This window comes from Sphingomonas sp. PP-F2F-A104-K0414, from assembly GCF_004340945.1.
Classification (GTDB): domain Bacteria; phylum Pseudomonadota; class Alphaproteobacteria; order Sphingomonadales; family Sphingomonadaceae; genus Sphingomonas.
Window position 1 is genome coordinate 404,852 of the sequence record NZ_SLYD01000004.1, and the last position, 24,828, is coordinate 429,679.

Below are 24,828 nucleotides of genomic sequence, written 5' to 3' on the forward strand. Positions count from 1 at the left end.
CCCAGCTTTCGCTGGGGTGACGGGTGGAGCGCGCGTCTCGTTTACCTATCCGCGTGGTCTCAGATATCCGCGTAGACATGGGTTTCGGCTGCGGCTCCAGGATGCGTGACCGCGCCCTTGTACGCGGGGCCGACGGTCTTCGCATAGCGCCAGAGTGCGCCCGAGCCGTAATCGTTGGCGCGCGGCACCCACGCCGCGCGCCGCGCCGCCATCACGTCCTCGGGAACGTCGAGGTCGATCGTGCCGGCCTCGGCGTCGATATGGATGATGTCGCCATTCTCGACGAGCGCGATCGGGCCGCCGTCCGCCGCTTCGGGACCGACATGGCCGATGCAGAAGCCGCGGGTGCCGCCCGAGAAACGGCCATCGGTGATCAGCGCGACGCTCTCGCCCATGCCCAGGCCGTAGAGCGCAGCAGTGGTCGACAGCATCTCGCGCATGCCGGGGCCGCCCTTGGGGCCTTCGTAGCGGATGACGATGACTTCACCCTCGTTGATCTCGCGGTTCTCGACCGCGGCGAAGGTGTCCTCCTCACAATCGAACACGCGTGCCGGGCCGCTGAACTGAAGGCGGTGCAAGCCGGCGACCTTCACGATCGCGCCGTCGGGGGCGAGACTGCCGCGCAGGCCGACGACGCCGCCGGTCGGGGTGATCGGCGTGGTGATGTCGTAGATGACCTTCTGGTCGGGATTCCACGTCACCTGGTCGATGTTCTCGCCGAGCGTTTTGCCCGACACGGTCATGCAATTGCCGTCGAGGAACCCGCCGGCGAGCATCGTCTTCATCAGCATGTAGACGCCGCCGGCCTCGTACATGTCCTTCGCGACATATTTCCCGCCGGGCTTGAGGTCGGCGATGTACGGCGTGGTCTTGAAGGCCTCGGCGACGTCGAACAGGTCGAACTCGATCCCGACCTCATGCGCCATCGCGGGCAGATGCAGCGCGGCGTTGGTCGAGCCCCCGGTCGCGGCTACGACGCGCGCGGCGTTGATGAACGCCTCGCGCGTGCAGATATCGCGCGGGCGGATGTTGCGCTCGATCAGCTCCATGATCTGGACGCCGGCGGCATGCGCGATCTGTTCGCGGCTGCTATACGGCGCGGGCGTCATGTTGCTGTTCGGCATCGACAATCCGATCGCCTCGGCGACGCAGGCCATCGTGTTCGCGGTGAACTGGCCACCGCACGCGCCGGCGCTGGGACAGGCGACCTTTTCTAGCGCGTGGACTTCGGACAGCGGGCACGCGCCGGCTGCGTATTTGCCGACGATTTCGAACACGTCGACGACCGTCACGTCCTTGTCGTGGAAACGGCCGGGCAGGATCGAGCCGCCATAGACGAAGATCGACGGCACGTTGAGCCGCAGCATCGCCATCATCATGCCGGGCAGCGACTTGTCGCAGCCGGCAAAGCCGATCAGCGCGTCGTAGCAATGGCCGCGCACGCTGAGCTCGACCGAGTCGGCGATGACCTCGCGGCTGACCAGGCTGGTCTTCATGCCCTGATGGCCCATCGCGATGCCGTCGGTGACGGTGATGGTGTTGAACCGGCGCGGCATGCCGCCGCCCTGGATCACGCCGAGGCGCGCGACATCGGCCTGCGCGTCGAGCGTGATGTTGCAGGGCGCGCTGTCGTTGCCGGCGCTGGCGACGGCGACGAACGGCTTCGCGATATCCTCTTCGGGAATCCCCATCGCGTAATAATAACTGCGATGCGGGGCGCGCTCGGGGCCGACCGAGACATGGCGGCTCGGCAGTCGTGATTTGTCGAAACGGTTGCTCATGGCGACCGCCTATGTCGCGGGAGAGGGCAATTGCGCAAGAGAGTTGCGTTGAATTTTAAGGGGAAGGCTTGATCCCGCTTCGTCATCCTCGCGAAGGCGGGGATCCAGATCCCAAAGGGTTCGCGATCCCGTCGCCGAGGCCAGCCAGTATGGGTTCCCGCCTTCGCGGGAATGACGGAAGAGATAGACGGCAGCTGCCCCCATCATCCCGAAGAAATTAAAGGCCTTCGAGCGCCTTTGCCACGCCGTCCATCGTGAAGGGCTTCTGCAACCGTGGACGATCGCGAAATTCTGGCGCCACACCGTCATCGCCGCCGCCGGTGGCGAAGACGAAGGGGACGCCTATTGCCGCCAGCGCCTCGGCGACCGCGGTGCTCTTCTCGCCGCCACGCAGGTTCACGTCGAGGATCGCGCCGTCGACGCCGCCCTCTTCGATCCGCTTCAGGGCGTCGGCTACGGTATCGACCGAGCCTGCGACTCCCTTGTCCAGAACTTCGAGAAAATCCTCGAGCATCATGGCGATCAACGGTTCGTCCTCGACGATGAGGATCTGCTGGGGAGCGGTCATACCATGCGCATAGTCGGGATTGTTACGACTTGCCAACATCTTGTTCGAATCACCGCGCTGCCAGCACGTCTCGTGCCGCCTCGGCGAGTTCCTGGACCGAGAAGGGCTTGGGCAGGAACGCGACGTTGTCGAGGTCGATCGACTTGCGCAACTGCTCCTCGGCATAGCCCGACATGAAGAGAATCGGCAGGTCGGGGAATTTCTCGCGTGCATGGCGCACCATCGTTGGGCCATCCATCTGCGGCATCACGACGTCGCTGATCAGCAGGTCGGGGCGGCCGTGTTTCTCCAGCACTTCCAGGGCGACTTCGCCGTTTTCCGCGGTCAGCACGGTATAGCCCTGCCGCGCGAGCGCACGTTCGGCGACCGCGCGGACCATGTCCTCGTCCTCGACCAGCAGGATCGTGCCGGTACCCCAGAGATCAACCGGCTTGGGCGTGGGTTTCACCACCGCGGGGCGCGTCGTGGCGGGCGCCGAGTGGACCGGCAGGTACATCGAGAAGGTCGCGCCCTGCCCCGGTTTGCTATCGGCGAATATGTAACCGCCGGACTGCTTGACGATGCCGTAGACGGTCGAAAGGCCGAGCCCAGTGCCCTTGCCGAACTCCTTCGTCGTGAAGAACGGCTCGAAGATCTTGGGCAGCACGTCGGGCGGGATGCCGGTGCCGGTGTCCTGGACGATCAGCGCGGTGTAGTCGGCGACGGGCAGGATGTCGGACGCCATCTCGCGCACTTCCGATGCCGGCACTGCACGTGTGGTGATCGTCAGCACGCCGCCACCGCGCGCGTTGGCGGAAACGATCGCGTCGCGCGCATTGACCGCAAGATTGACGACGACCTGTTCCAGCTGGCCCGGATCGGCGCGCACCGGGCCGAGGTTGCGGCCGTGTGTCATGTCGAGGCGGACGTTCTCGCCCATCAGGCGCTTGAGCAGGTTCGACACCTCGGAGACGACGTCGGGGAGCTGGAGGATCTGCGGACGAAGCGTCTGCTGGCGCGAGAAGGCGAGCAGCTGGCGGGTGAGGCTGGCGGCGCGGTTCGAGTTGGTGCGGACCTGCTGGATGTCGTCGTAGTCGCTGTCGCCGGGCGAATGGCGCATCAGCATCAGGTCGCAATGGCCGATGATCGCGGTCAGGATGTTGTTGAAATCATGCGCGACGCCGCCGGCAAGCTGACCGACCGCCTGCATCTTGGTGGCTTGGGCGACTTCGCGCTTGAGGCGGGACTCCTCGCTGTTGTCCTTGAGGCTGAGCAGGACCGCGGCGTCGCCTAGGCCGCGTGCGCCGGCGATGGTGAGCGCGACCGGCTCGTCGGGATGATCCTTGAGGCGCACGGCCATGTCAGCGGAGTGCGTCGCTCCGTTCGCGAACTTTCGGATCGCGTCGGCGACCGCGGCCTTGTCCTCGCGGACGACGAGATCGCCGGGGTAGAGCGGCGGGGCGACCGAATTGACGCCGGCGGCGCGCAGGAACGAGTCGTTCATCTGCAGGAAGCGGCCGTCGCGATCGACCAGCGCCATCCCGAACGGCATCATGCTGACGAGGCTGCGGACGTGCGCGGAGGCACTGGCGCCGAGTGCGGGCGCGTCCTCCTCGTCGTCGAGCAGCGCGACCAGCACGGGCGCGTCGTCACCTTCGAGGAACGGGATCTGGAGAACGCGGAGTGGCGTCCCTTCGAGGCCTTCGCGTTCGAACCGAACGAGGCCGCGGCTGTCGGTGATGAGGAAACGGGCGAAGTCGCGGCCCTCGATCGGCTCGTAATCATTGCCGCAAGCGCGTTTGCGCAACACCCGGTTGGCGGTGCGGACGCGGCCATCGGGCGATAACAATGCCGCCATGATGCCGCTGCCGCCGAGCCGGTCGCCGGTCGGACCCACGAGCAGCACGGCTAGGGTCTCGGCGAGGTCGTGTTCCTGCGCGGTGACGAAACGCCAGACCAGCATGTCGGCGTCGTCGCCGGCGCGGGCGATGGCCGCGGACAGGCAGATACCGCGGGCGTTGAGACGGTCGACCTGCGCGGTGCCGTCACGCCACGCGGCGCGGCCGGCGTCGGCGAGATCCGCGACGCCGGCTTCGTCGAGCGGCAGGCCCGGCGGTGTAGGAAACCCTTCGAACAGCGCTTCGTAGGCGTCGTTCGCGCAGACCAGCCGCCCGGCACGGTCGGTGATCGCGATCGCGTCAGTGCCGGCCTCGGCGACGGCGCGCGTGAGGTCCCAGTCGACCGGGCGGGGCGCGTCCCTGATCACCGGGTTGAGCAGGCGCCAGGCGATGACCGCACCGACGACGATGATGGCAGCGGCGAAGAATCCGGCCGCGGCGATCCAGCTGCCGACAAGCAGCAGGACGATCCCGGCGGCGGCAATACCGGCGAGCGCGGCGACGAGCGCGGCGTTGCGGGCGGGGGTGGGTTTAGCGAACGATGCCATCGGCGGAGTCATCCGCTCAAGCGGGGTTGGGCGTCAAGCGCGATGCGTGTGATGGGGGTAGCGACGGCCCTGATCCCCACCGCTTCCTGAAACGGCACCACCACCCCGGCGGAGGCCGGGGCCCAGGTGGAAAAATGGTCGTAACGAAGCGCCGTCCGTCCTTAGCACCGTCCCCCAACTGGGCCCCGGCCTTCGCCGGGGTGGCGGCTATGATAGGCCGTCACGATCATCACCCCCGCTGTTCCCCCGCGAAGGCGGGGGTCCAGGGTTACGGAGGACAACGCTTGTGGCTCCTGGGCCCCCGCCTTCGCGGGGGAACCAGAGGTAGCCGGTGCACCCGTTACCAGATTCTAACGCGCTGCTCCGGAGCCAAATACAGCTTCTGGCCAGGCGTCGGCTTATATGCCGCGTACCAGGGGTCGAGGTTGCGCACGACCCAGGCGCGCTGCTGCGACGGCGAGTGAGGATCGGTCAGCAGGCGGTTGCGAAGGTTGGCTTCGCGGTAGTTGCGGCGCCAGACCTGCGCCCAGCCGAGATAGAAGCGCTGGTCGCCAGTGAACCCGTCGAGCACGGGCGCAGTCTTGCCGCCGAGTGCGGTGTGATAGGCGTCGTACGCCACCGTCAGGCCAGCGAGATCGGCGATGTTCTCGCCCATCGTCAGCTGGCCCTTCACGTGCATGCCGGGCAGCGGCTCATACGCGTCGTACTGCGCACCGAGCTTGCCGGTGAGCGCGTTGAAGCCGGCAATGTCCTTGGGCGTCCACCAGTCGGTGAGCTGGCCCTTGGCGTCATATTTCGAGCCCTGGTCGTCGAAATGATGGCTCAGCTCGTGACCGATCACCGCGCCGATGCCGCCGTAATTGACCGCGTCGTCGGCCTTCGGATCGAAGAATGGCGGTTGCAGGATCGCGGCGGGGAAGACGATCTCGACCATGCCGAAATTGGCGTAGGCGTTCACCGTCATCGGCGTCATGCCCCATTCCCAGCGCTGCAACGGCTTGCCGAGCTTCGAAATATTGTCCTGGTGCTGCCATTCGTTCGCGCGCCATTCGTTGCCGAACGCGTCGCCCGACGTGATCGTCAGGCCGGAGAAATCCTTCCACTGGCTCGGATAGCCGATCTTTGGCGTGAACGCGGCGAGCTTGGCGTGTGCCTTGACCTTGGTCTCGGGCGCCATCCATTCGAGCTTGTCGATCCGGCGGCCCATCGCGGCGAGCACGTTCTTGACGAGCTTGTCGGCCGCGGCCTTCGTCTCGGGCGGGAAATACTGCGCGACGTAGAGCTTGCTGACCTCGTCATCGAGCGCGCCGGAGGTGAACTGGACGCCGCGCTTCCAGCGCGCTTCCTGCTCTGGCGTACCGCCGAGGACGGTGCCGTAGAACGCGAACTGCTCGGCGTCGAACGCCTTGGGCAGGACGTCGGCATAGCCGTCGAGCGAGCGGAGGATCAGCTGGTCCTTGAGCACGCCGATCGGCGCAGTCGAGACGAGCTTGGCGATGCCGGTGATCGCCGAGGGCTGCGCGACGATGACGGTCGGGACGGGCGTGCCGATGCCCTTGAAATACGCGGTGAAATCGAAGCCGGGCGCGCGTTTGGCGAGGTCGGCGACGGTCATCTTGTTGTAGGTCTTGGTGGCGTCGCGGCTGTCGACGCGGGTCCAGCTGACCTTGGCGATCTCGGTCTCGAACGCGAGCAAGGCGGTGGCGCGGGCCTCGGCATCGGGTTCGCCGGCGAGGGTAAGCATCTTGACGATGTGCGCGCGGTAGGCGTTGCGCGCTTCGACGAGTTTCGCGTCGGTGCTAAGGTAATAATCGCGGTCGGGGAGGCCGAGGCCGGACTGGCCGAGCGAGAGCGCGTATTGCTCGGGCAGCTTGTCGTCCTGGCCGACGCCGCCGCCGAACGGGCCGCCGATGCCGGCGCGGTCTGCTTCGGCGAGGAGGGCCGGATAGCCCGCGCGGTCCTTCATTGCTGCGATATTCGACAGCCAGGGCTTGATCGGCGCGAGGCCCTTGCCTTCGATCGTGCCGGTGTCGAGGAACGTCGCATAGGCGCGGCCGATCTTCGAGTTGGGGTCCTTCGCGGCGGTGTCGAGGATGCCGCGGGTGCGCGTCTCGGACAGGTCGGACAGGAGGTTGAACGAGCCGTAGTTCGACTTGTCGGCGGGGATCGGGGTGTTCTTGGACCAGTTGCCGTTGGCGAAGGTGTAGAAGTCGTCGCCGGGCTGGACGGTCTTGTCCATGCCCTTCTCGTCGAAGCCGAACGTGCCGTATTGGGCGCCGGTCGAGGTGGCGGGTGCGGCTGGCGTTGGTTCAGCGGTTTGCGAGATGGCGGCGGTGACGCCGGTGATGGCGGTTGCGGCGAGTAGGCCGGCGACGATGAAGGACTTCATGGGGTTCTCCTAGGATTTCGGTGGCACAACCCACCAACACCACCACCCCGGCGAAGGCCGGGGTCCAGTTGGAAAGGTCTTGGTAACGGGGGACAGTCCGCCCTTACGTCTGTCCCCCAACTGGGCCCCGGCCTTCGCCGGGGTGGTGCAAGGTTGGGGTACGCGGCGGAGTCGTAATTACCAGATACGGACGCGGTTGGCGGGGGCGAGGTAGCTCGCCTCACCCGGCTTGGCGCCGAATGCGGCGTACCACGGGTCGAGGTTGCGAACCGTGAGGACGCGCTGATGACCCGGCGAATGCGGGTCCGACAGCAACGCCTGCTGGAGCGCCGCGTCGCGCCACTTGGTGCGCCAGACACCCGCCCAACCGTAGTAGAAGCGTTGGTCGCCGGTGGTGCCGTCGATGATCGGCGCCTGCTTGCCGCCGAGCGACTTGTGATACGCGTCGTACGCGACCGTCAGGCCGGCAAGATCGGCGATGTTCTCGCCGAGAGTCAGGCCGCCCTGGATGTGCTGGCCGGGCAAGGGCTCGTACGCGTCATACTGCTTCACCAGCGCGTCGGTGAACACCTTGAAGCGCGCGACGTCCTGCTGCGTCCACCAATCGGTGAGCTTGCCGTTGAGGTCGTATTTGCGGCCTTGGTCGTCGAAATGATGGCTGATCTCGTGACCGATCACCGCGCCGATGCCGCCGTAATTGACCGCCGGGTCCGCCTTCGGATCGAAGAACGGGGGTTGCAGTATCGCGGCCGGGAAGACGACCTCGTTCATCGTCGGGTTGGCATAGGCGTTGATCGTCATCGGCGTCATGAACCACTCGCCGCGATCGATCGGCTGGCCCAGCTTCTTCAGGTCGCGGTCGTACTCGAACGCGTTGGCGCGCGCGACGTTACCGACGAGGTCGCCGCGCTGGATCTGGAGCGCGGAATAGTCGCGCCACTTGTCCGGATAACCGATCTTCGGGGTGAAGGCGGCGAGCTTGGCGAGCGCCTTGGTCTTGGTCTCGGGCGCCATCCATTCGAGGTTCCGGAGCCGCTCGCCCATCGCTGCGATGACGTTCTTGACGAGATCGTCGGCGGCGGCCTTCGACGCGGGCGGGAAATACTTCGCGACGTACTGCTGGCCGATCGCCTCGCCCATCGCGCCCGACACGGTCGAGACGCCGCGCTTCCAGCGGACCTGCTGCTCGGGCGTGCCCGACAGCGTGGTGCCGTAGAACGCGAAGTTGGTCTTGTCGAAATCGCTCGACAGATACGGCGCGTAGGCGCGCAGCACCTTGAGCATCGCATAGTCCTGGAGGACGGTGACCGGCGTGTCGGCGAAGACCTTGGCCTCGCCCGTCACCGCGCTCGGCTGTGCGACGAGGTAGAACGGACGGCCGGTGACTCCCATCGCGGCCATGTATTGCGCCCAGGGGAAGCCCGGCGCCTTCGCGGCGAAGTCGGCGGCGGTCCACTTGTTGTAGGTCTTGTCGGCGTCGCGGCTTTCGATCCGAGTCCAGTGCGCGGTCGCCAGGCTCTTCTCCATGTTGAACACAGCGGCGGCGCGGGTGGCGGCGTTGGGCTCGCCGGCAAGCGTCAGCATCCGCGTCAGATACGCCTGGTACGCGGTGCGGATCGTTGCGAGCTTGGCGTCGTCCTTGAGGTAATAATCACGGTCGGGGAGACCGATGCCGCTCTGGCCGAGGCTGACGACGTAGGTGGTCGGGTCCTTGTCGTCCTGCTGCACGCCGACGCCGACGAGGCCACCGACGCCCATGCGCTGGAGCTTGGCGACCTCGGTGACGAGCGCGGTCTTGTCCTTGGTCGCCTTGAGCGCGGCGAGCATCGGCTTGACGGGCGTTGCGCCCTTCGCGTTGACCGCGGCCTCGTCCATGAAGCTGGAGTAGAAATCTCCGACCTTGTCGCCGGGCGTCTTGGCGGAGACGTCGAGGATCGTGCGGGTGCGTTCGAGCGACAGGTCCTGAAGGACGTGGAACATGCCGTAGGACGAGCGATCGGCGGGGATCGGCGTCGTCTTCACCCAGCCACCGTTCGCGTAATCGAAGAAGTCGGTGCCCGGCGTCACGCTGGTGTCGCGGCCGGCCATGTCGAAGCCGAAATCGCCGATCTGCGGCTTGTTGGCGTCCTTGGCGGCGACAGGGCCCTTGGCAGCCTTGGCGAGGGTCGGCGACGGGGTGTTCGTTTGGGCGAAGGCCGATGCGGCGGACGCAAGCAGGATCACGGTAACAATCGACTTACGCATCAAGAACCTCGGAGAAAGATCTTCAGGATGCGGTGTGTTCTACGCCGATAGGACGGTCCGTCAATTCCAACCAGTGTCAAATGTTACGAAACATGACCGTGGCGATTATCATGCCGATGTCGCCACTTGCGCGCGATCCACAATCGCCAGCCGAGCGCGCTGAGCGCGTAGCCGCCGACCGAGCAGACCACCGTAATAACCAGCAGGCCGAGCGCGGTGGCGGGCCCCGCCTGCATCAGCCACGGAATCCATTCGGTACGTGCCGCAGCGTCCGCGACGGGCTGGCCGGGGACGTGCGCGTCGAGCCGCAACAGCGATGAGCCGATCCAATAGGCGGCGATCCAGAGCGGCGGCGTGGTCAGCGGGTTGGTGATGAAAGTCGTCAGCGCCGCGGTCGGCACGTTAGCGCGGAACGGCAATGCGAAGATCGCGGCGACCGGTGTCTGCGCGACCGGAATCAGGATGCCTGCGACCATCCCGAGCGCGACGCCACGTGGAACCGAGCGGCGGGTGAAGCGCCAGAGTTCGGGCGCGAGGACGCGGTGCGCGACCGGGCGAAGGAGACGGTTCTTCTCCATCGATTCGCGGGTCGGCAGATTACGATGCGACCACGCCGCGAGACGCCCGAATATGCTCAAGACGATAGGGTCATCGACACCGGCGCCACGTCGGTTATCCGCGATCCCGCATGATCCGGCCCTGCTCGCGCTTCCAGTCCTGTTCCTTCACCGAATCGCGCTTGTCGTGGTTCTGCTTGCCCTTGGCGAGCGCCAGTTCGATCTTCGCGCGGCCCTTCGAATTGAAGTAGATCATCAGCGGCACGAGGGTCATGCCCTGGCGGGCGACCGCACCGAACATCTTGTTGATCTCGCGCTCGTGGAGCAGCAATTTGCGTGGGCGCTTGGGCTCGTGGTTGAAGCGGTTGCCGTGGCTGAATTCGGGGATGTTCGAATTCACCAGGACGACGGTCTTGCCCTTCACCTCGGCATAGGCCTCGGCGATCGAGCCCTCGCCACCGCGCAGCGCCTTCACCTCGGTGCCGGTGAGCGCGATGCCCGCCTCGAACACCTGCTCGATATAATAGTCGTACCGCGCGCGCCGGTTCTCGGCGACGATCTTGGTCTTCTCGAAGGTCGGGGGTTTGGGACGTGCCATGGGACGCGCGATGTAGGAGGTCGGAGGGCTTAGGGGAAGCGGGGGCGGTGTTTGCGCTTCCGTTTATTCCCTCACGCGCCGTCATCCTGACGAAAGTCAGAACCCAGGATTGCGGAGCGATGCCCTGCTTGGCTCTGGGTCCTGACGTTCGTCAGGATGACGGAGTGGGTTTCAGGCGAGACGCGCGTGCGCCACGGCCGCATCAACCGCCGCGCGCGAGGCCTCACCGGCGGGGGTCATCGGCAGTCGGAGCGTTTCGGGGAAGCCTTCCCGCACCTTGGTCATCGCGTATTTCACCGGCCCCGGCGACGCGTCGGTGAACAGCGCTTCGTGGAGCGGATAGAGCTGGTCCTGATACGCCAGCGCCTTGACGAAATCGCCGGCCTGGCATGCTGCCTGGAACTCCGCGCAGAGCTTCGGCGCGACGTTGGCCGTCACCGAGATGCAGCCGGTGCCGCCCATGACGTTGAACGCCAGCGCGAGGTCGTCGTTACCCGACAGCTGGCAGAAGTCCGGCCCGCACGACGCGCGATGCTGGGAAACGCGGGCGAGGACGCCGCTCGCATCCTTCACGCCGACGAAGACGTCCGGGAACGCCTTCACGATCCGTGCGAGCGTCGCGGGCTGGATATCCGTCACCGTCCGCGCGGGGACGTTGTAGAGGATGATCGGCAGCGGGGTCGACGCGGCGAGCGCTTCGAAATGGCGGAAGATACCCTCCTGCCCCGGCCGGTTGTAATAGGGCGGCACCATCAGCGCGGCGTCGGCGCCGGCGTCTTTCGCGGCACGCAGATTGGCGGAGGCGACGCGCGTATCGTTCGAGCCTGCGCCGGCGATGACGGGCACGCGGCCCTTCGCCTGATCGACGCAGACGCGGACCACGTGAAAATGCTCGTCATACGACAAGGTCGCCGCTTCGCCGGTTGTGCCGCACGCGACGAGCCCCGACGAGCCCTCGGCGATCTGCCACTCGATGAAATCGCGATACGCGGGTTCGTCGAAGCTGCCATCGGCGGCGAACGGCGTGACGAGCGCGGGAATCGATCCTGAAAACATGCGGTAGCCTGCGTCCATACTAGAAGAGAAGTCTGGCCTGTTGCGCCAAATACCGGGCGAAATCCGGATTTCGTTCAGGACAGATACGGGTTGGAGGCGTATGCTGTCCACATGGTAGCATCGATGTTGAAAACGAGCCTTCTTCTTGCAGTCGTCGCACAGACCGCTGTTTCCTCAGGCGCGGGTCAACAGACGCTCGATCGATACAGCACGCAGTTGGCCAATATGGGGCCTAATGCGCAGCCGATGGCAACCGACGGCGCGATCGCCTCGACGATCGCCCAGTGGCGTGCGTTGCAGCAGACCGATGCGCTGCCGTTCGACAGCTATGCGGGCTTCCTGATGGCGCATCCGGGCTGGCCTAACGAGACGGCGAACCGGCGTGCGGCCGAGCGCAAGGCGGCGACCGGTTTGCCCAATAGCGTGATCGCCTTCTTCCGCCGGTATCCCCCGCAGTCCGCATCCGGCGGCGTCGCCTACGCACGAGCTTTGCAGGCGACCGGCGCGCGGGATCAGGCCTACGCAGCGGTGCGGACGGCGTGGCGCAGCGCCGGGCTTACGCCAACCGACGAGGCCATGGTGGTGTCGGGCTTCCCCGGCGCACTGACGCCGGACGACCAGGACGCGCGGATGGACGCGCTGTTGTGGGCCGGCCAAACCGGCGCGGCACAGCGGCAGTTAGTGTGGACGAGTGCGGCACGACGGCCGATCTTCGAGGCGCGACTGGCGTTCCGGACGAATGCACCGAACGCGTCGGATATCTCGGCCTCGACACAGACGCTGTATGCGAACGACGCTGGCTATGTCGCGGATCGGGCGCAGTGGTTGCGCAATTCGGGCGCGAGCCCGTCGGCGCGCGCGTGGCTGGCGCGGCCCCGGTCGCTGACGACGCGGCCCGGCAATGCGGCGGAATGGTACGAGGTACTCGTCACCAATGCGAACGGCGCAGCGAACGACGGGCAGTATCAGGTCGCCTACGACATCGCGCGGCAGATCGACGATGCGTATCCGTTCGGCACCGACGTCTCGACGAAATCCTATGCCGAGCGCGACGAATACACCAATCTCGCCTGGCTCGGTGGACGCGTCGCGATGAAGCAGCTCGGTCGGCCGGCGGATGCGATGACGCTGTTCGACCGGTACGCGCGCGGCTCGCGCTCGCCGCAGGTGCGGTCGAAGGGCTATTATTGGGCGGGGCGTGCGGCGGAAGCGGCTGGGTTGGCGCCTCAGGCGGCGGCATTCTACGGCCAGGCGTCAGGGTACCGCGATCAATATTACGGGCAGCTCGCCAACGAGCGCACCGGCCGCGCGCTGGTCGCGCCGCCTTCGGTCGCGTCGGTGGCGGTCGATCCAGCGGCGCGGGCTGCGTTCGACCGGCGCGAGACGGTGCGCGCGGTCAAGTTCCTCGGCCAGATCAACGACTGGCAGGACCAGACCGCGTTCGTCCGCCAGATCGCGGCGGACGCGACGACCGATACCGATCACCTGCTCGCCGCCGAGCTGTCGAAGAGCATCAACCGGCCCGATCTCGGCGTGATGGTCGGGCGGAGTGCGCTGGCGAACGGGCTCAGCGATTATTCCGCGGTCGGCTTCCCGATGGTGTCGGTGCCGTCGGGGTATGAGGACAACTGGACGATAATCCACGCGATCTCGCGGCAGGAGAGCCAGTTCGATCGTGCCGCGGTGTCGCATGCCGGCGCGCGTGGGTTGATGCAGCTGATGCCGGCGACCGCGCGCGAGCAGTCGGGGAAGATTGGCCTCGCCTACAACCAGGCGGCACTGACGACCGATCCGAACATGTCGATCATGCTGGGCTCGAGCTATTTTCAGCGAGTCTACGCCAATTACGGCAGTTATCCGCTGGCTGTGGCGGCGTATAATGCAGGCGGCGGCAACGTGAACAAATGGCTCCGCGCGAACGGCGACCCGCGGACCGGGGCGGTCGACATGGTCGATTGGGTCGAGGCGATCCCGTACCAGGAGACGCGCAACTACGTACAGCGCGTGCTGGAGAATGCGGTGGTGTACGACCTGATGAACCCTGCGCGGGCGAAGAGCCGGGGTGCGGCGCGGTTGTCGTGGTATCTGGGGAAGAACCGGCCCGGTTGATCACTTGGTTGATCCCTTAAGAGTGTTCCCCGCCCCAAACACTCGTCACCCCAGCGAAAGCTGGGGTATCCCGGTTGTCGGTCGGACTGGAACCGCGGGAGACCCCAGCTTTCGCTGGGGTGACGGGCGTTGCTGCCGAGATGACAGATGTTGCGGTCGATGTGACGGGCGTCGTGGTCAAGAAGACGGTTGTTCCGGCTAGGGTGACCGAACTCGAGGCGGTATAGCCTCGCGCATGGACCGCCCGAACTACATCACCCCTGCCGGCTACGCGGTACTCCGCACCGAATACGAGCAACTCCTGTCGACCGAGCGCCCCGCCTTGGTTGAAGTCATCTCCTGGGCCGCCGGCAATGGCGATCGTTCCGAGAACGGCGACTATATCTACGGCCGCAAACGCCTGCGCGAGATCGACCGCCGGCTCGGCTGGCTGTCGAAGCGGATGAAGGCGGCCAAGGTCGTCGATCCCGCCGCGCAAGGTGATCGCTCCCGCGTATGGTTCGGCGCGTGCGTGACGGTCGCGGACGAGGATGACGTCGAGCGTGTGCTGACGCTGGTCGGCGACGACGAGACCGATGCGAGCAATGGACGGATCGGCTGGAACTCACCGTTCGCGCGCGCCTTGCGCGGCGCGGCGATCGGCGATGTGCGGCGGGTCGACCTGCCGGCCGGCGAACGCGAATACGAAGTGATGGCGATCGGGTATCCCTGACGGTGCGATCCTCCCCCGCCAGGGGGAGGTGGCTGGCACTTGCCAGACGGGGGGGGAGGTAAGGGCAACCGCTGTTCCCTGTCCTCCCCCTCCGTCACCTGCGGTGCCACCTCCCTTTGGCGGGGGAGGATCGTGAGTTCCCCCGCGAACGATCCGTTTCGATTTACGCGAATTGACCCAAACCTCGCCCCGTGTGACGTTTCGCCCACGCAACGACACTCGAGGACTTCCCCATGCCGATACCCGCCACTTGGTCCGCCCGCCTGCTGAGCGTCATGCGCATCGTCGTCGCGCTGGTCTTCTTCAGCCACGGCATCTCGAAGTTCTTCGGCCTGCCCCCCTTTCCGATGCCGATGAACCCGTTGCTGACGGTGGCCGGCGTACTCGAAGTCGTCGGCGGCGGGCTGCTCATCATTGGCCTGTTCACGCGGCCAGTAGCGTTCGTGCTGTCGGGCATGTCCGCGGTCGCCTATTTCCTAGCGCATTTCCCCCAAGGTCCCTTCCCGATCGCCAATGGCGGCGAGCCCGCGGTGCTCTACTGCTTCGTCTTCCTGTACCTCGCCGCGGCCGGTGGCGGCGCGTGGAGCGTGGACGCGGGGCGCGCGCGCGGCTAATCCTGCGCGCATGATCGATACCACAACGCGCAACGTCGCCCTTCTGATCGACGCGGACAATGCGTCCGCGGCGACCCTCGACCCGGTGCTGACCGTCCTTGCCGAACTCGGCACGGTCAACGTCCGGCGGGTCTATGGCAACTGGTCGAAACCTGCGCTGAAGGCGTGGAGCGACATGTCGATCAAGCACGGCATCGAGCCGCAGCAGCAGTTCGACCTGACCAAGGGCAAGAACGCGACCGACATGAAGATGACGATCGACGCGATGGACCTGCTGTTCCGCGGACGCATCGACGGGTTCGGGATTATGTCATCGGACAGCGATTTCATGCCGCTCGCGACGCGCATTAGGCAGGACGGAATCCCGGTGTACGGCTTCGGCACCAGCCGCACGCCGGAGGGATTCCGCCAGGCGTGCACCCGGTTCATCGACGTCGGCGCGCTGAACGAGACGTCGCAGGCGATGCCCGCGCCGACCCCGGCCCCCGTCGCTGGCGAGAAGGCTGCGGCGCCGGCACCGGTCGCTCGGCCGAAGACCGCGCAGCCGATCGACGAGCAGGTGATCAAGCTGCTGATCGACGCGTACAATGCGGTGAAGCGCGACGAGAAGGGCTATGCCAGCGTCGCCGAACTCGGCCAGCTGGCGGGCAACCGGTCGAGCTTCGACGCGCGCAACTACGGGTTCAACCGCTTGTCGGATTTGATCGAGACGATCCCGAACTTCCAACATGAGCGCCGCGAAGGTGGCCGGTCGTTCGTGAAGCGGTTGCGGTAACTCCCGTCATCCTGACGAAAGTCAGGATCCAGAGCCACGAGGGGCCGCGCGCGGATATCCTAGATCCTGACTTTCGTCAGGATGACGGGAACCGGACTCACCCCGTAGGCTGCAACCGCCCGCCCGGCTCGCTCATCCCGTGCGCCTGTTCCTCGCTATCGTCGGGCACCACCAGCGCGCCCTTCCGCCAGTTCCCGTCGCGATAATAGCCGATCGCGATCGCCAACGTCGCGAGCGACCCCAGCGGAAAGCTCCACCACAGCGCATCCGCCCCAAGCCACGGCTTCGCCAGCAACGCAAAGCCGATCCGCACGGGATACAGCGCGACGATCAGCGCGATCAGCGGCGCGATTACCGCGCCGTTCGCGCGGACGGTCGAGAACAGCACCATCGTCATGCCGAACAGGATGAAATTCCAGCTCGCGATCAGCTGAATATGCCGCGCGATCGGCAGCGCCGGGCTGTCGCTGCCGATGAACAACGTCATCACAGGGCGGTCGAACAGGATCACCACGGCGACCATCGCCCCGGTCAGCGCGACGTTGAACAACAGGCCGTATTTGGTGATGTCGCCGACCCGGTCCCAGCGGCCCGCGCCGATATTCTGCGCCGCCATCGAACTGACCGCCGCGCCGATCGCCAGCGCGGGCATCTGGATATACGTCCACAGCTGTTGCGACACGGCATAGGCCGCCGCGGTGTCGACGCCGAGCCGGTTGACCAGCCCGACCATCGCGAGACCGGCAGTCGACATGACGAGCATCTGCGCGCCCATCGGCAGGCCCTTCCGCACGATCGTCCCGGTCAGCGCGCGCTCAGGGATGAGGTAGCGGAGTTCGTTGCCGCGAAGCCGCAGCGGTAGGTCGCGCTTGTAGATGTAGATAATCAGCCCGAGCAACGAGACGTGGCTGGCGACCAAAGTCGCCATTGCAGAGCCGGCGATCCCCATCTGCGGGAACGGGCCGATACCGGCGATCAACAGTGGATTGAGCCCGCTGTCGAGGATCGCGCTGAGCAGCATGAACCAGAGCGGCGTCATCGAATCGCCGGTGCCGCGCAGGCCCATCATCAGCAGCACCATCATCATCGACGCGGGCAGCCCGAGGAAGATCACGCGGAGGTACGCGAGCGCGAGCGGCATGGCGTCGCCGGGGGTGGCGAGCAGGTGGAGGATCTCGGGCGCGAACACCCAGCCGAGCGCGGCAATGACGATCGCCCCGCCGAGCACGAGGCCGACCGCGGACCCGAACGCCCGACGCGCGCCCTCCAGATCGCGCCGGCCGAAGCTCTGACCGACCAGGATCGTCGCCGCCATGCCGAACCCAAACACCGCGCCGAAGGTGAGGAACATGATGATGTTGGCGTTCGAGGTGGCGGCGAGTGCGCCCTCGCCGAGATAGCGTCCGACCCAGATCGCGTTGATCGAGCCGTTGAGCGACTGGAGGATGTTGGAGCCGAGTGTCGGGAGGGCGAACGCCAGGAGCGTGCGGCCAATGTGGCCGGTGGTGAGGTCGCGCGGGCCGGGTTTGCCGCGGGGGCGGCTAGGTGCGCCTGAGTCAGAGGCCTGGCCGGGGGTGCCGCCAGGCCGCCGGTCGGATTGCAGATCGCTCACACAGTCACTCCGTCATGCCGGACTCGTTCCGGCATTTACCGGTGTACGCGCGCGCGCCTGTCAACGGTACGCCTAGCCGCGGAGTGGGTTCCGGAACAAGGCGCTAGGTCCCTGCTCCGAAGCAAGCGCATCCTGTTTCCCCGCGAAGGCGGGGATCCAGACTGGGCTCCCGCCTTCGCGGGAGAACAACGAAGGGGTGACATGGCCAGCCCACACAATCCAACGCCCCGCCCAAACCGTCACCCCAGCGAAAGCTGGGGTATCCCCGTTGTCGGGTAGCCGTTGCGTTTACTCACCGGGATACCCCAGCTTTCGCTGGGGTGACGGACGGACGGATGGTTGGACGTACGGGCGGATGGTTGGTTAGCGCGGGGCGCTGTCCAATCACGCATTCCCCTCCCGCAGGCGGGAGGGGAGCAGGTCAGCCCAGGCGGCCGAGGGCCGCTTGGAGGCGAGCGGCTTCGGCGGCCTTGTCGGCGTGGTCGGCCTTGGCCTTTTCCACCGCTTCCGGCTTGGCGCGTTCGACGAAGCTGGCATTGCCCAAGCGGCCGGACAGCGCGTCGCGCTCCTTCTCCGCCGCCGCGATCGCCTTGGTCAGGCGGGCACGTTCGGAGTCTAGGTCGATGACGCCTTCGAGGGGCAGGACAAAGGTTGCTTCGTCGACCACGACCTGCGCCGCGCCGCCGGTCGCTTCACCGTCTGCATGCGTCACGCGGGCGAGACGCGCGAGCGCCGGCGCCTGGCGTTCGAGCCGCGCAAGCGTCGCCGCATTCGCATCGCGGACATGAAGCGGCAGGCGCGCGCCCGGCGGCACGTTCAACTCATTCCGCGCGGTACGGATTTCCTGCACCAGGCGGATTAGCCAATCGACCTCCTTGCTCGCTTCGGGATCGAGCGAGCGCGCATCCGCCATCGGCCACTGCGCGACGATCAGGTCGTGGTCGCGCGGGTGGGCGGGATCAGCCATGGCGTGCCAGAGTTCTTCGGTGATGAACGGCATGAACGGGTGGAGCAGCACCAGGATCTGGTCGAGCACCCAGCCCGCAACCAGCTTCGATTCGGCATCGATGACGCCGCGCTCGTCGCCGACCATCTGCGGCTTGATCAGTTCGAGATACCAGTCGCAGAAGCGGCTCCACGCGAACTGGTAGATCGCGTTGGCGGCGCCGTCGAAGCGGTAGTCGGCGAGCGCGAGGTCGACCGTCTGGACGGTCGCGATCGTCTCGGCGATGATCCACTTGTTGACGGCCAGTTCCGCGCGCGGTGCCTCCAGCGTCGTGCTGGCGACGATGCCGTTGGCCTGCGCGAACCGGGCAGCGTTCCACAGCTTGGTGGCGAAGTTGCGATAGCCCTCGACTCGCTTCTCATCCATCTTGATGTCGCGGCCTTGGCTTTCCATCGCTGCCATGAAGAAGCGCAGCGCGTCGGCGCCGTATTTATCGATCAATCCCAGCGGGTTGACGACGTTACCCTTAGACTTCGACATCTTCGCGCCATCCGCCGCGCGGACGAGGCCGTGGAGATAGAGCGTGCGGAACGGCACATCCTTCATGAAATGCAGCCCCTGCATCATCATCCGCGCGTTCCAGAAGAACAGGATGTCGAAGCCGGAAATGAGGACGTCGTTGGGGTAGCGGCCGCCGAGTTGCTTCTGCTCCCCTGCGGGGAGAGGGTCGGGGTGAGGGGTCGTACCGGGCGTTGCGCTGCTTGGCTGCCCCTCACCCTGGCCCTCTCCCCGGAGGGGAGAGGGAACAGTGGCTTCCTCGGGCCAGCCGAGCGTGGCGAAGGGCCAGAGCGCGGAGGAGAACCAAGTGTCGAGAACGTCTGGATCGCGGTATAAATCTATCTTCATGATAGCTTCGAGCGACGGAGGCTGCCGAAGCCATTCCTCATAGCTTTCGAACACCGCAAAATCTTGGTCATCGCCGTAATAGGCCTTGAGCTGCGTCAGCAGGTCTTCATGATCGGCCGCTACGAATGGTATCCGCTCAGCATCATGTTCGTGGAGTTCATCACCTTCACGCTTTGGTCCGAACCACGCCGGAATCTGGTGGCCCCACCACAGCTGGCGCGAAACGCACCAGGGCTGGATGTTGTCCATCCAGTTGAAGAACGTCTTCTCCCACGTCTTCGGGACGATATCGATCGCCCCCGTCCGCACCGCCTCGATCGCCGGCTGGGCGAGTGTCTTCGCGTCGACATACCATTGGTCGGTCAGCCACGGCTCGATCACCACGCCAGAGCGGTCGCCATACGGCGTCTGGATCGTGCGCGGCTCGGCGTCGTGCTCTTCGCCGTCCTTGTCGACGTGCGGGATCAGGAAGCCTTCGGCCTTCAACCGCGCGACAACGGCCTTCCGGGCCTCTGCCGTCGTCAATCCAAGCAGCTCGGCCGGGATCAGTCCGTCGGACACCTGCACGACGCGCGCTTTCGCATCGAGCATGTTGAGCATCGTCCCGGCGGCCATCCCTGCCCGCTTGCCGACCTCGAAATCGTTGAAGTCGTGCCCTGGCGTGATCTTCACCGCGCCAGAGCCGAGTTCCGGATCGGCATGGTCATCGGCGATGATCGGGATCAGGCGTCCGGTGATCGGCAGCTTCACCTGCTTGCCGATCAGCGCGGTGTAGCGCTCGTCGGAGGCGTTCACCGCCACCGCCATGTCGGCGAGCATCGTCTCGGGCCGCGTGGTCGCGACCTCGATGAAGCCCGAGCCGTCTTCGAGCGGATAGCGCAGATGCCAGAAGCTCCCCTTGATCTCGCGCGTCTCGACCTCGAGGTCGCTGATCGCGGTGCCGAGGCCCGGATCCCAGTTCACGAGACGCTTGTCGCGGTACAGCAGGCCCTGCTTGTAGAGGTCGACGAACACTTTCAGGACGGCCTTCGAAAAGCCCTCGTCCATCGTGAAGCGCTCGTTCGCCCAGTCCATCGAGCAGCCGAGCCGGCGGAGCTGCTGCGTGATCTCGCCGCCGCTCTCTTCCTTCCACGCCCAGACCTTTGCGACGAACTCCTCACGAGTCATGTCGGTCCGCTTCTGCGGGGGATTGAGCGCGCCCATCTGACGCTCGACCACCATCTGCGTTGCGATGCCGGCGTGATCGGTGCCGACCACCCACAATGCGTCCTTGCCCTTCAGCCGCGCGTGCCGCGTGAGGATGTCCTGCAGCGTGTTGTCGAGCGCATGGCCGATGTGCAGCGAGCCCGTGACGTTGGGCGGCGGGTTGACGATCGTCCACGGCTCGGCGTTCGGACGGTCGGGCCGGAACTGGCCGCTCGCCTCCCAATGCGCATACCAGCGCGATTCGATGGAGGCCGGGTCGAAGGTTTTGGGAAGCTCGCTCATGCGCCGAGCCTTAGCGAGCGTCCCCGTACTAGACCAGTGTCAGGTGCGCCAAGTCAGGTGCGGGCGCCAGGCTTGTCGAGCACCTGTCGAATCCGCTCGTTCAGCTCGTTGCGTCGATACGGCTTGCGGATGAGCTCGAACGACCGGCTGCCCTCGTCGATCGCCTCGTCCGCAAATCCCGTAGTCAGCAGCACCGCGGTATGCGGATAATCACGCCGGACCGACTGCGCGAGCGCGACGCCGTTCATCCCGCCGGGCATCAGGATATCGGTGAACAGCAGCTTGAAGTCCGAATTGTTCGCCAGCGTGTCGAGCGCACCGCGTGCGCTGTTCACCAGTACGACCTCGTAGCCGAGATCCTCGAGAATGGTGCGGCCAAGCTCGCCGACCTCGATCTGGTCCTCGACCATCAGCACGCGCTCGGCGCCACCGGTGCGCGGTGCGACCGGGCCTGCGGGCTTGCGCTCGACCGCACCACTAGCGCGCGGGAAATACAGCGAGAATTCCGCACCGCCGCCCGCACCGTTGCGCACCGTGGCGAGGCCGCCCGACTGGCGCATGAAGCCGTACACCATGGCGAGGCCTAGCCCGGCGCCCTTGCCCATTTCCTTGGTGGTGTAGAATGGTTCGAACAGCTTGTCGGCGGTCGTCAGGTCGACACCCGGGCCGTCGTCGCAGATGCTGACCACGACATATTCGCCGGGTTCGAGCTTGGCGACGCTCGCATCCTCGGGCAGCACCGCGTTGCGCGTGGCGATCGTGACCGTCCCCGCGCCGCCGGTCGCATCGCGCGCGTTGGCGGTGATGTTGAGCAGCGCCATCTCGGCCTGGACCGGATCAACGCGGCAATTCCACAGATCGTTGGCAAGGTCGCGCCTGAGCGTGATGCCGCTGCCGATGCTGCGCTCCAGGATCGCGCGGAAATCGCCGATCAACTGATTGAGGTTCATCAGCCGATCACGCAATTCCTGTTTGCGTGCAAACGCGAGCAGCTGCTGCGTCAAAGTCGCCGCACGGGTCGCCGAGGTCGAAATCGCATCGACCGCGCGGCGTGCCGACCGATCGTCAGGATCGATCCGCGCGTCGAGAATATCGGCATAGCCCTGGATGACCTGCAACAGATTGTTGAAATCATGCGCGATGCCGCCGGTCAGCTTGCCGACGGCCTCCATCCGCTGTGCTTCATGCAACGCTTCCTCGGCTTCACGCCGCCGGGAAATATCGAGCTGACTGGCGAAGAAATATTTGAGATTGCCGTCTTCGCCGAACACCGGCGACACGAACAGCGCGTTCCAGAAGGTCGAGCCGTTCTTGCGGTAGTTGAGGATCTCGACCGCAACCTCTTCGCGCCTGGCGATGGCGGCGCGCACTTCGGCGACGGCGGCGCGATCGGTTTCGGGGCCCTGCAGGAAGCGGCAGTTGCGGCCGAGGATCTCATCCTGCGAATAGCCGCTCATGAACGAGAACGCCTCGTTGCAGAAGATGATTGGATTGTCGTCGCGGTGCGGATCGGTGACCACCATCGGCATCCGCGTCGTCTTTACCGCGGCGAAGAAGATATCACTTCCGGCCTCAGCGGGCGAGAAATCGTTCCGTCCGCCGTGCGATGCGGGGCGGTCGGGCTTCTCAGCGGGCACAATGATCTCGGGATCGGACATGCGTGCCAAACCCGGCATCGGGTGGCGTTGTTCCGTAGCGTTTGCATCGCCGACAGGGAGACGTTCGATCCTTCCCCGCCAAGGGGCGGTGGCTGACCCTTGCCATACGGAGGGGAGGGAAACCGCTGCTTCGTGTCCTCCCCCTCCGTCACCTTCGGTGCCACTTCCCCCTGGCGGGGGAGGATCGTATGGTGCCGCCGGAGTAGCGGAAACGTCTGGCTGTCAGGGCTGCTGGTTCATGATCTTGGCGATCTCGCGCGCGACCATGTCCTCGACCATGTGCGGCAGGTTCGCGTCGATCCATTCGCGCAACATCGGCCGAAGCATCTCGCGGACTAGGCCTTCGAGCGTGCCGTCGCTGTTCGATTCGGGCTTGATCATCATCCGCGTCAACGCTTCGAGCGGCGCGCGCGTTGCCGCTGCGGTCTCACGCGAGACGATCGACTCGGATGGCGGCTCTGCGGTGGGCTGCTGCACCTGAGGTTGCGGCTGCTGCTTGGGCGCGGCCACGCGCGGCTCGGGCGCGGCGTCGACCGAGGTCAGCACGGGGGATTTAGGCGTGCGGGGGGTACGGTCGACCATCGGCATCGGATCGCTCAGTTCGAGAACTTCGTCATCGTCCATCTCGTCGTCGAGATAGGCGGCTTCACGATAGGTGGGCGCGTGACCGGCGACATCGCGGTCGGCGGGATACTGATCGACCGGTGCCGTCATCGTCCGCGCAGGACGCCGCGATCGGCCGGGCGTGTCGCCCTCTTCGGCGATGATGCGTTTGATCGACGAGAGGATTTCCTCCATCGACGGCTCGCCGTTCACGTCCCCCATCCGGACCATCCCAAACCCCGTAGCCGCGCGCACCCCTATTGGCGGCTCGGCGCGTCCTTACCTGTCGTCAAGGCGGGGTTCCTGTCAACTGGCGTATCGAGCAAAGGATCGCGCTGCGGCTGGACATGCGCATCCTGTGCGGGCGATTGCGCGGTGCGTGTGCCGACCGGCACCGGCTCGCCATCGCCGCCAAAGTCCCAGATCTTGTGATGCACACGCTGATAATTGGCGACCGGATCGTACAGCACGCCGCCATCGAGCCCGAGATCGCGCGCTTCCGCCTGCCCCATCGCGGCGAGCAGCGCAAAGCCGGCGACATACGCATCGCGCCGTGCGGTGACGAGCGTCACCTGGCTGTTGAGCAGTTCCTGCTCGGCGTTAAGGATGTCGAGGATGGTTCGCGTGCCGACGCTGTTCTCCGCGCGCACGCCTTCGAGGCTGAGCTTGTTTGCGTTGACCGCGGTCTCGGAGGACTGGATGACCTGTTCCGAGGAGCGCCAGACGGCGAAGGCCGAGCGGGCCTGGGAGATCACGTTGCGCTCGGTCGCGGTGACGTTCTCGATCGCGCGGCTCTGGAACGCCTCGGCCTGACGGACCTGCGCGGCGGGGCGACCACCCTGGAACAGCGGCAGGGTAAGCGACAGTCCGGCCTGAACCGTCTTGTTCACGTTGGGGAACGTGATGACGCTGCCGTCGGCATTCGACGCCGAGCCGAGATAGTTGGTATAGGTGGCACCGCCGACCGCACTGATCTGTGGCAGACGAGTCGCCCGGGCGACACCGACATCATAGCGCGTCGCGTCACGCTCTTTCGCCGCTGCGATCAGGACCGGATTGTTCTCGATAGCAACGGTTACGGCGGATGCAGGGCTGTCGGGCAGATGCGGCAAGGTCGGTGGTGTTTCGAGCGTTCCGGCGGGCGTGCCGACGTACCGGATGTAATTCTCACGGCTGGAAATCAGCTGCGCCTCAGCCGACTGGAGCTGCGCACGGGCGAGGGCGAGGCGGGCTTCGGACTGTGCGACGTCGGTACGGGTCAGGTCGCCGACCTGGAATCGATCGCGGCTGGCTTGCAGGTTGACGTCGAGGACGCGGACGTTCTGCGTGTTGAGACCGACGATCGCCTCGTCGCGGATCACGTCCATGTACGCGGCGACGACGTTGGTGAAGAGATCCGCCTCGGTGCCGCGCAGCGTCGCGCGGCCGGCCTCGACGCGGGTCTTGGCGGCGGCAACCGAATTGCGGACCTGTCCCCCCAGGTACAGCGGCACCGACACGTTGGCGCGCGCCGCGGCCTGACGCGGCAAGGCGGTGAAGCTGTTCGCCGCGGTTACGACAAATTCGGTGTAGTCGCCGGTCGCATTGACCGAGGGGAGCCCCGTCGCCCGCGCAATCGGCACGTTCTCATCGGTCGCGCGCAACGTGGCGCGCTGTCCGGTCAGGATCGGATTGGTGGTATACGCCTTGGCCAGCGCCTCGCGCAACGTCTCCGCACCCGCTGGTGCAGCGATGTAGAGCAGCGCAACACTCGCAAGCAAGCGGCGGAAACGAGCGGTGCGCGGCAT

The 24,828-nt window shown here is 66.0% G+C and carries 17 protein-coding genes; 4 read left to right on the forward strand and 13 right to left on the reverse strand.

Going from position 1 to position 24,828, the window contains the following annotated elements; all coding sequences use genetic code 11:
• Nucleotides 1-59: 59 nt before the first annotated feature.
• The 8 genes from ilvD to dapA form a co-directional block, all read right to left on the reverse strand.
• Nucleotides 60-1,781, reverse strand: coding sequence for a dihydroxy-acid dehydratase (ilvD, locus tag C8J46_RS11880; protein ID WP_132739191.1), 1,722 nt, complete (start codon nucleotides 1,779-1,781; stop codon nucleotides 60-62).
• Nucleotides 1,782-1,998: 217 nt separating this feature from the next.
• A complete protein-coding gene (locus C8J46_RS11885; RefSeq protein WP_132739194.1) occupies nucleotides 1,999-2,349 on the reverse strand; it encodes a response regulator in 351 nt (116 codons plus the stop codon).
• 49 nt (nucleotides 2,350-2,398) lie between these two features.
• Nucleotides 2,399-4,774 carry a response regulator gene (locus tag C8J46_RS11890; protein ID WP_132739197.1) on the reverse strand — a complete coding sequence of 792 codons (2,376 nt, stop codon included), beginning with the start codon at nucleotides 4,772-4,774 and terminating at the stop codon, nucleotides 2,399-2,401.
• A 340-nt stretch (nucleotides 4,775-5,114) separates the two neighbouring features.
• On the reverse strand, nucleotides 5,115-7,163 hold the full coding sequence (locus tag C8J46_RS11895) for a M13 family metallopeptidase (RefSeq protein ID WP_132739200.1): 2,049 nt from the start codon (nucleotides 7,161-7,163) through the stop codon (nucleotides 5,115-5,117).
• A gap of 177 nt (nucleotides 7,164-7,340) precedes the next feature.
• Nucleotides 7,341-9,407 carry a M13-type metalloendopeptidase gene (locus tag C8J46_RS11900; protein WP_132739203.1) on the reverse strand — a complete coding sequence of 689 codons (2,067 nt, stop codon included), beginning with the start codon at nucleotides 9,405-9,407 and terminating at the stop codon, nucleotides 7,341-7,343.
• An 83-nt stretch (nucleotides 9,408-9,490) separates the two neighbouring features.
• Nucleotides 9,491-9,985 carry a DUF2062 domain-containing protein gene (locus C8J46_RS11905; protein ID WP_132739630.1) on the reverse strand — a complete coding sequence of 165 codons (495 nt, stop codon included), beginning with the start codon at nucleotides 9,983-9,985 and terminating at the stop codon, nucleotides 9,491-9,493.
• 94 nt (nucleotides 9,986-10,079) lie between these two features.
• Nucleotides 10,080-10,562, reverse strand: a complete 483-nt coding sequence (gene smpB, locus C8J46_RS11910) for an SsrA-binding protein SmpB (RefSeq protein ID WP_132739206.1) — start codon at nucleotides 10,560-10,562, stop codon at nucleotides 10,080-10,082.
• 171 nt (nucleotides 10,563-10,733) lie between these two features.
• Complete coding sequence (gene dapA, locus C8J46_RS11915) at nucleotides 10,734-11,618, reverse strand: 4-hydroxy-tetrahydrodipicolinate synthase (protein ID WP_132739209.1); 885 nt, start codon at nucleotides 11,616-11,618, stop codon at nucleotides 10,734-10,736.
• 111 nt (nucleotides 11,619-11,729) lie between these two features.
• Here dapA and C8J46_RS11920 point away from each other — a divergent pair, with 111 nt between their 5' ends.
• The 4 genes from C8J46_RS11920 to C8J46_RS11935 all read left to right on the forward strand — a co-directional run bounded on the left by C8J46_RS11920 (nucleotide 11,730) and on the right by C8J46_RS11935 (nucleotide 15,828).
• Complete coding sequence (locus tag C8J46_RS11920; RefSeq protein ID WP_132739212.1) at nucleotides 11,730-13,727, forward strand: lytic transglycosylase domain-containing protein; 1,998 nt, start codon at nucleotides 11,730-11,732, stop codon at nucleotides 13,725-13,727.
• 235 nt (nucleotides 13,728-13,962) lie between these two features.
• Nucleotides 13,963-14,439 (forward strand): transcription elongation factor GreB, encoded by a 477-nt coding sequence (greB, locus tag C8J46_RS11925; RefSeq protein WP_132739215.1) that lies wholly within the window; start codon nucleotides 13,963-13,965, stop codon nucleotides 14,437-14,439.
• 233 nt (nucleotides 14,440-14,672) lie between these two features.
• Nucleotides 14,673-15,053: a DoxX family protein gene (locus tag C8J46_RS11930; protein ID WP_132739218.1), complete on the forward strand. Its 381-nt coding sequence runs from the start codon at nucleotides 14,673-14,675 to the stop codon at nucleotides 15,051-15,053.
• 10 nt (nucleotides 15,054-15,063) lie between these two features.
• Nucleotides 15,064-15,828 (forward strand): NYN domain-containing protein, encoded by a 765-nt coding sequence (locus C8J46_RS11935; protein ID WP_132739221.1) that lies wholly within the window; start codon nucleotides 15,064-15,066, stop codon nucleotides 15,826-15,828.
• Between the two features lie 97 nt (nucleotides 15,829-15,925).
• On the opposite strand, the gene C8J46_RS11940 is transcribed toward C8J46_RS11935, so the two are convergent.
• The 5 genes from C8J46_RS11940 to C8J46_RS11960 form a co-directional block, all read right to left on the reverse strand.
• Nucleotides 15,926-17,323: an MATE family efflux transporter gene (locus C8J46_RS11940; RefSeq protein WP_243643363.1), complete on the reverse strand. Its 1,398-nt coding sequence runs from the start codon at nucleotides 17,321-17,323 to the stop codon at nucleotides 15,926-15,928.
• Nucleotides 17,324-17,861: 538 nt separating this feature from the next.
• A complete protein-coding gene (locus C8J46_RS11945) occupies nucleotides 17,862-20,780 on the reverse strand; it encodes a valine--tRNA ligase (protein WP_132739224.1) in 2,919 nt (972 codons plus the stop codon).
• A gap of 53 nt (nucleotides 20,781-20,833) precedes the next feature.
• Nucleotides 20,834-22,438: a histidine kinase famiy protein gene (locus C8J46_RS11950; RefSeq protein ID WP_132739227.1), complete on the reverse strand. Its 1,605-nt coding sequence runs from the start codon at nucleotides 22,436-22,438 to the stop codon at nucleotides 20,834-20,836.
• A 222-nt stretch (nucleotides 22,439-22,660) separates the two neighbouring features.
• Entirely contained in the window at nucleotides 22,661-23,263 is a 603-nt protein-coding gene (locus tag C8J46_RS11955; protein ID WP_132739637.1) for a DUF2497 domain-containing protein, read from the reverse strand.
• Between the two features lie 35 nt (nucleotides 23,264-23,298).
• Nucleotides 23,299-24,828, reverse strand: coding sequence for a TolC family outer membrane protein (locus tag C8J46_RS11960; protein WP_132739230.1), 1,530 nt, complete (start codon nucleotides 24,826-24,828; stop codon nucleotides 23,299-23,301).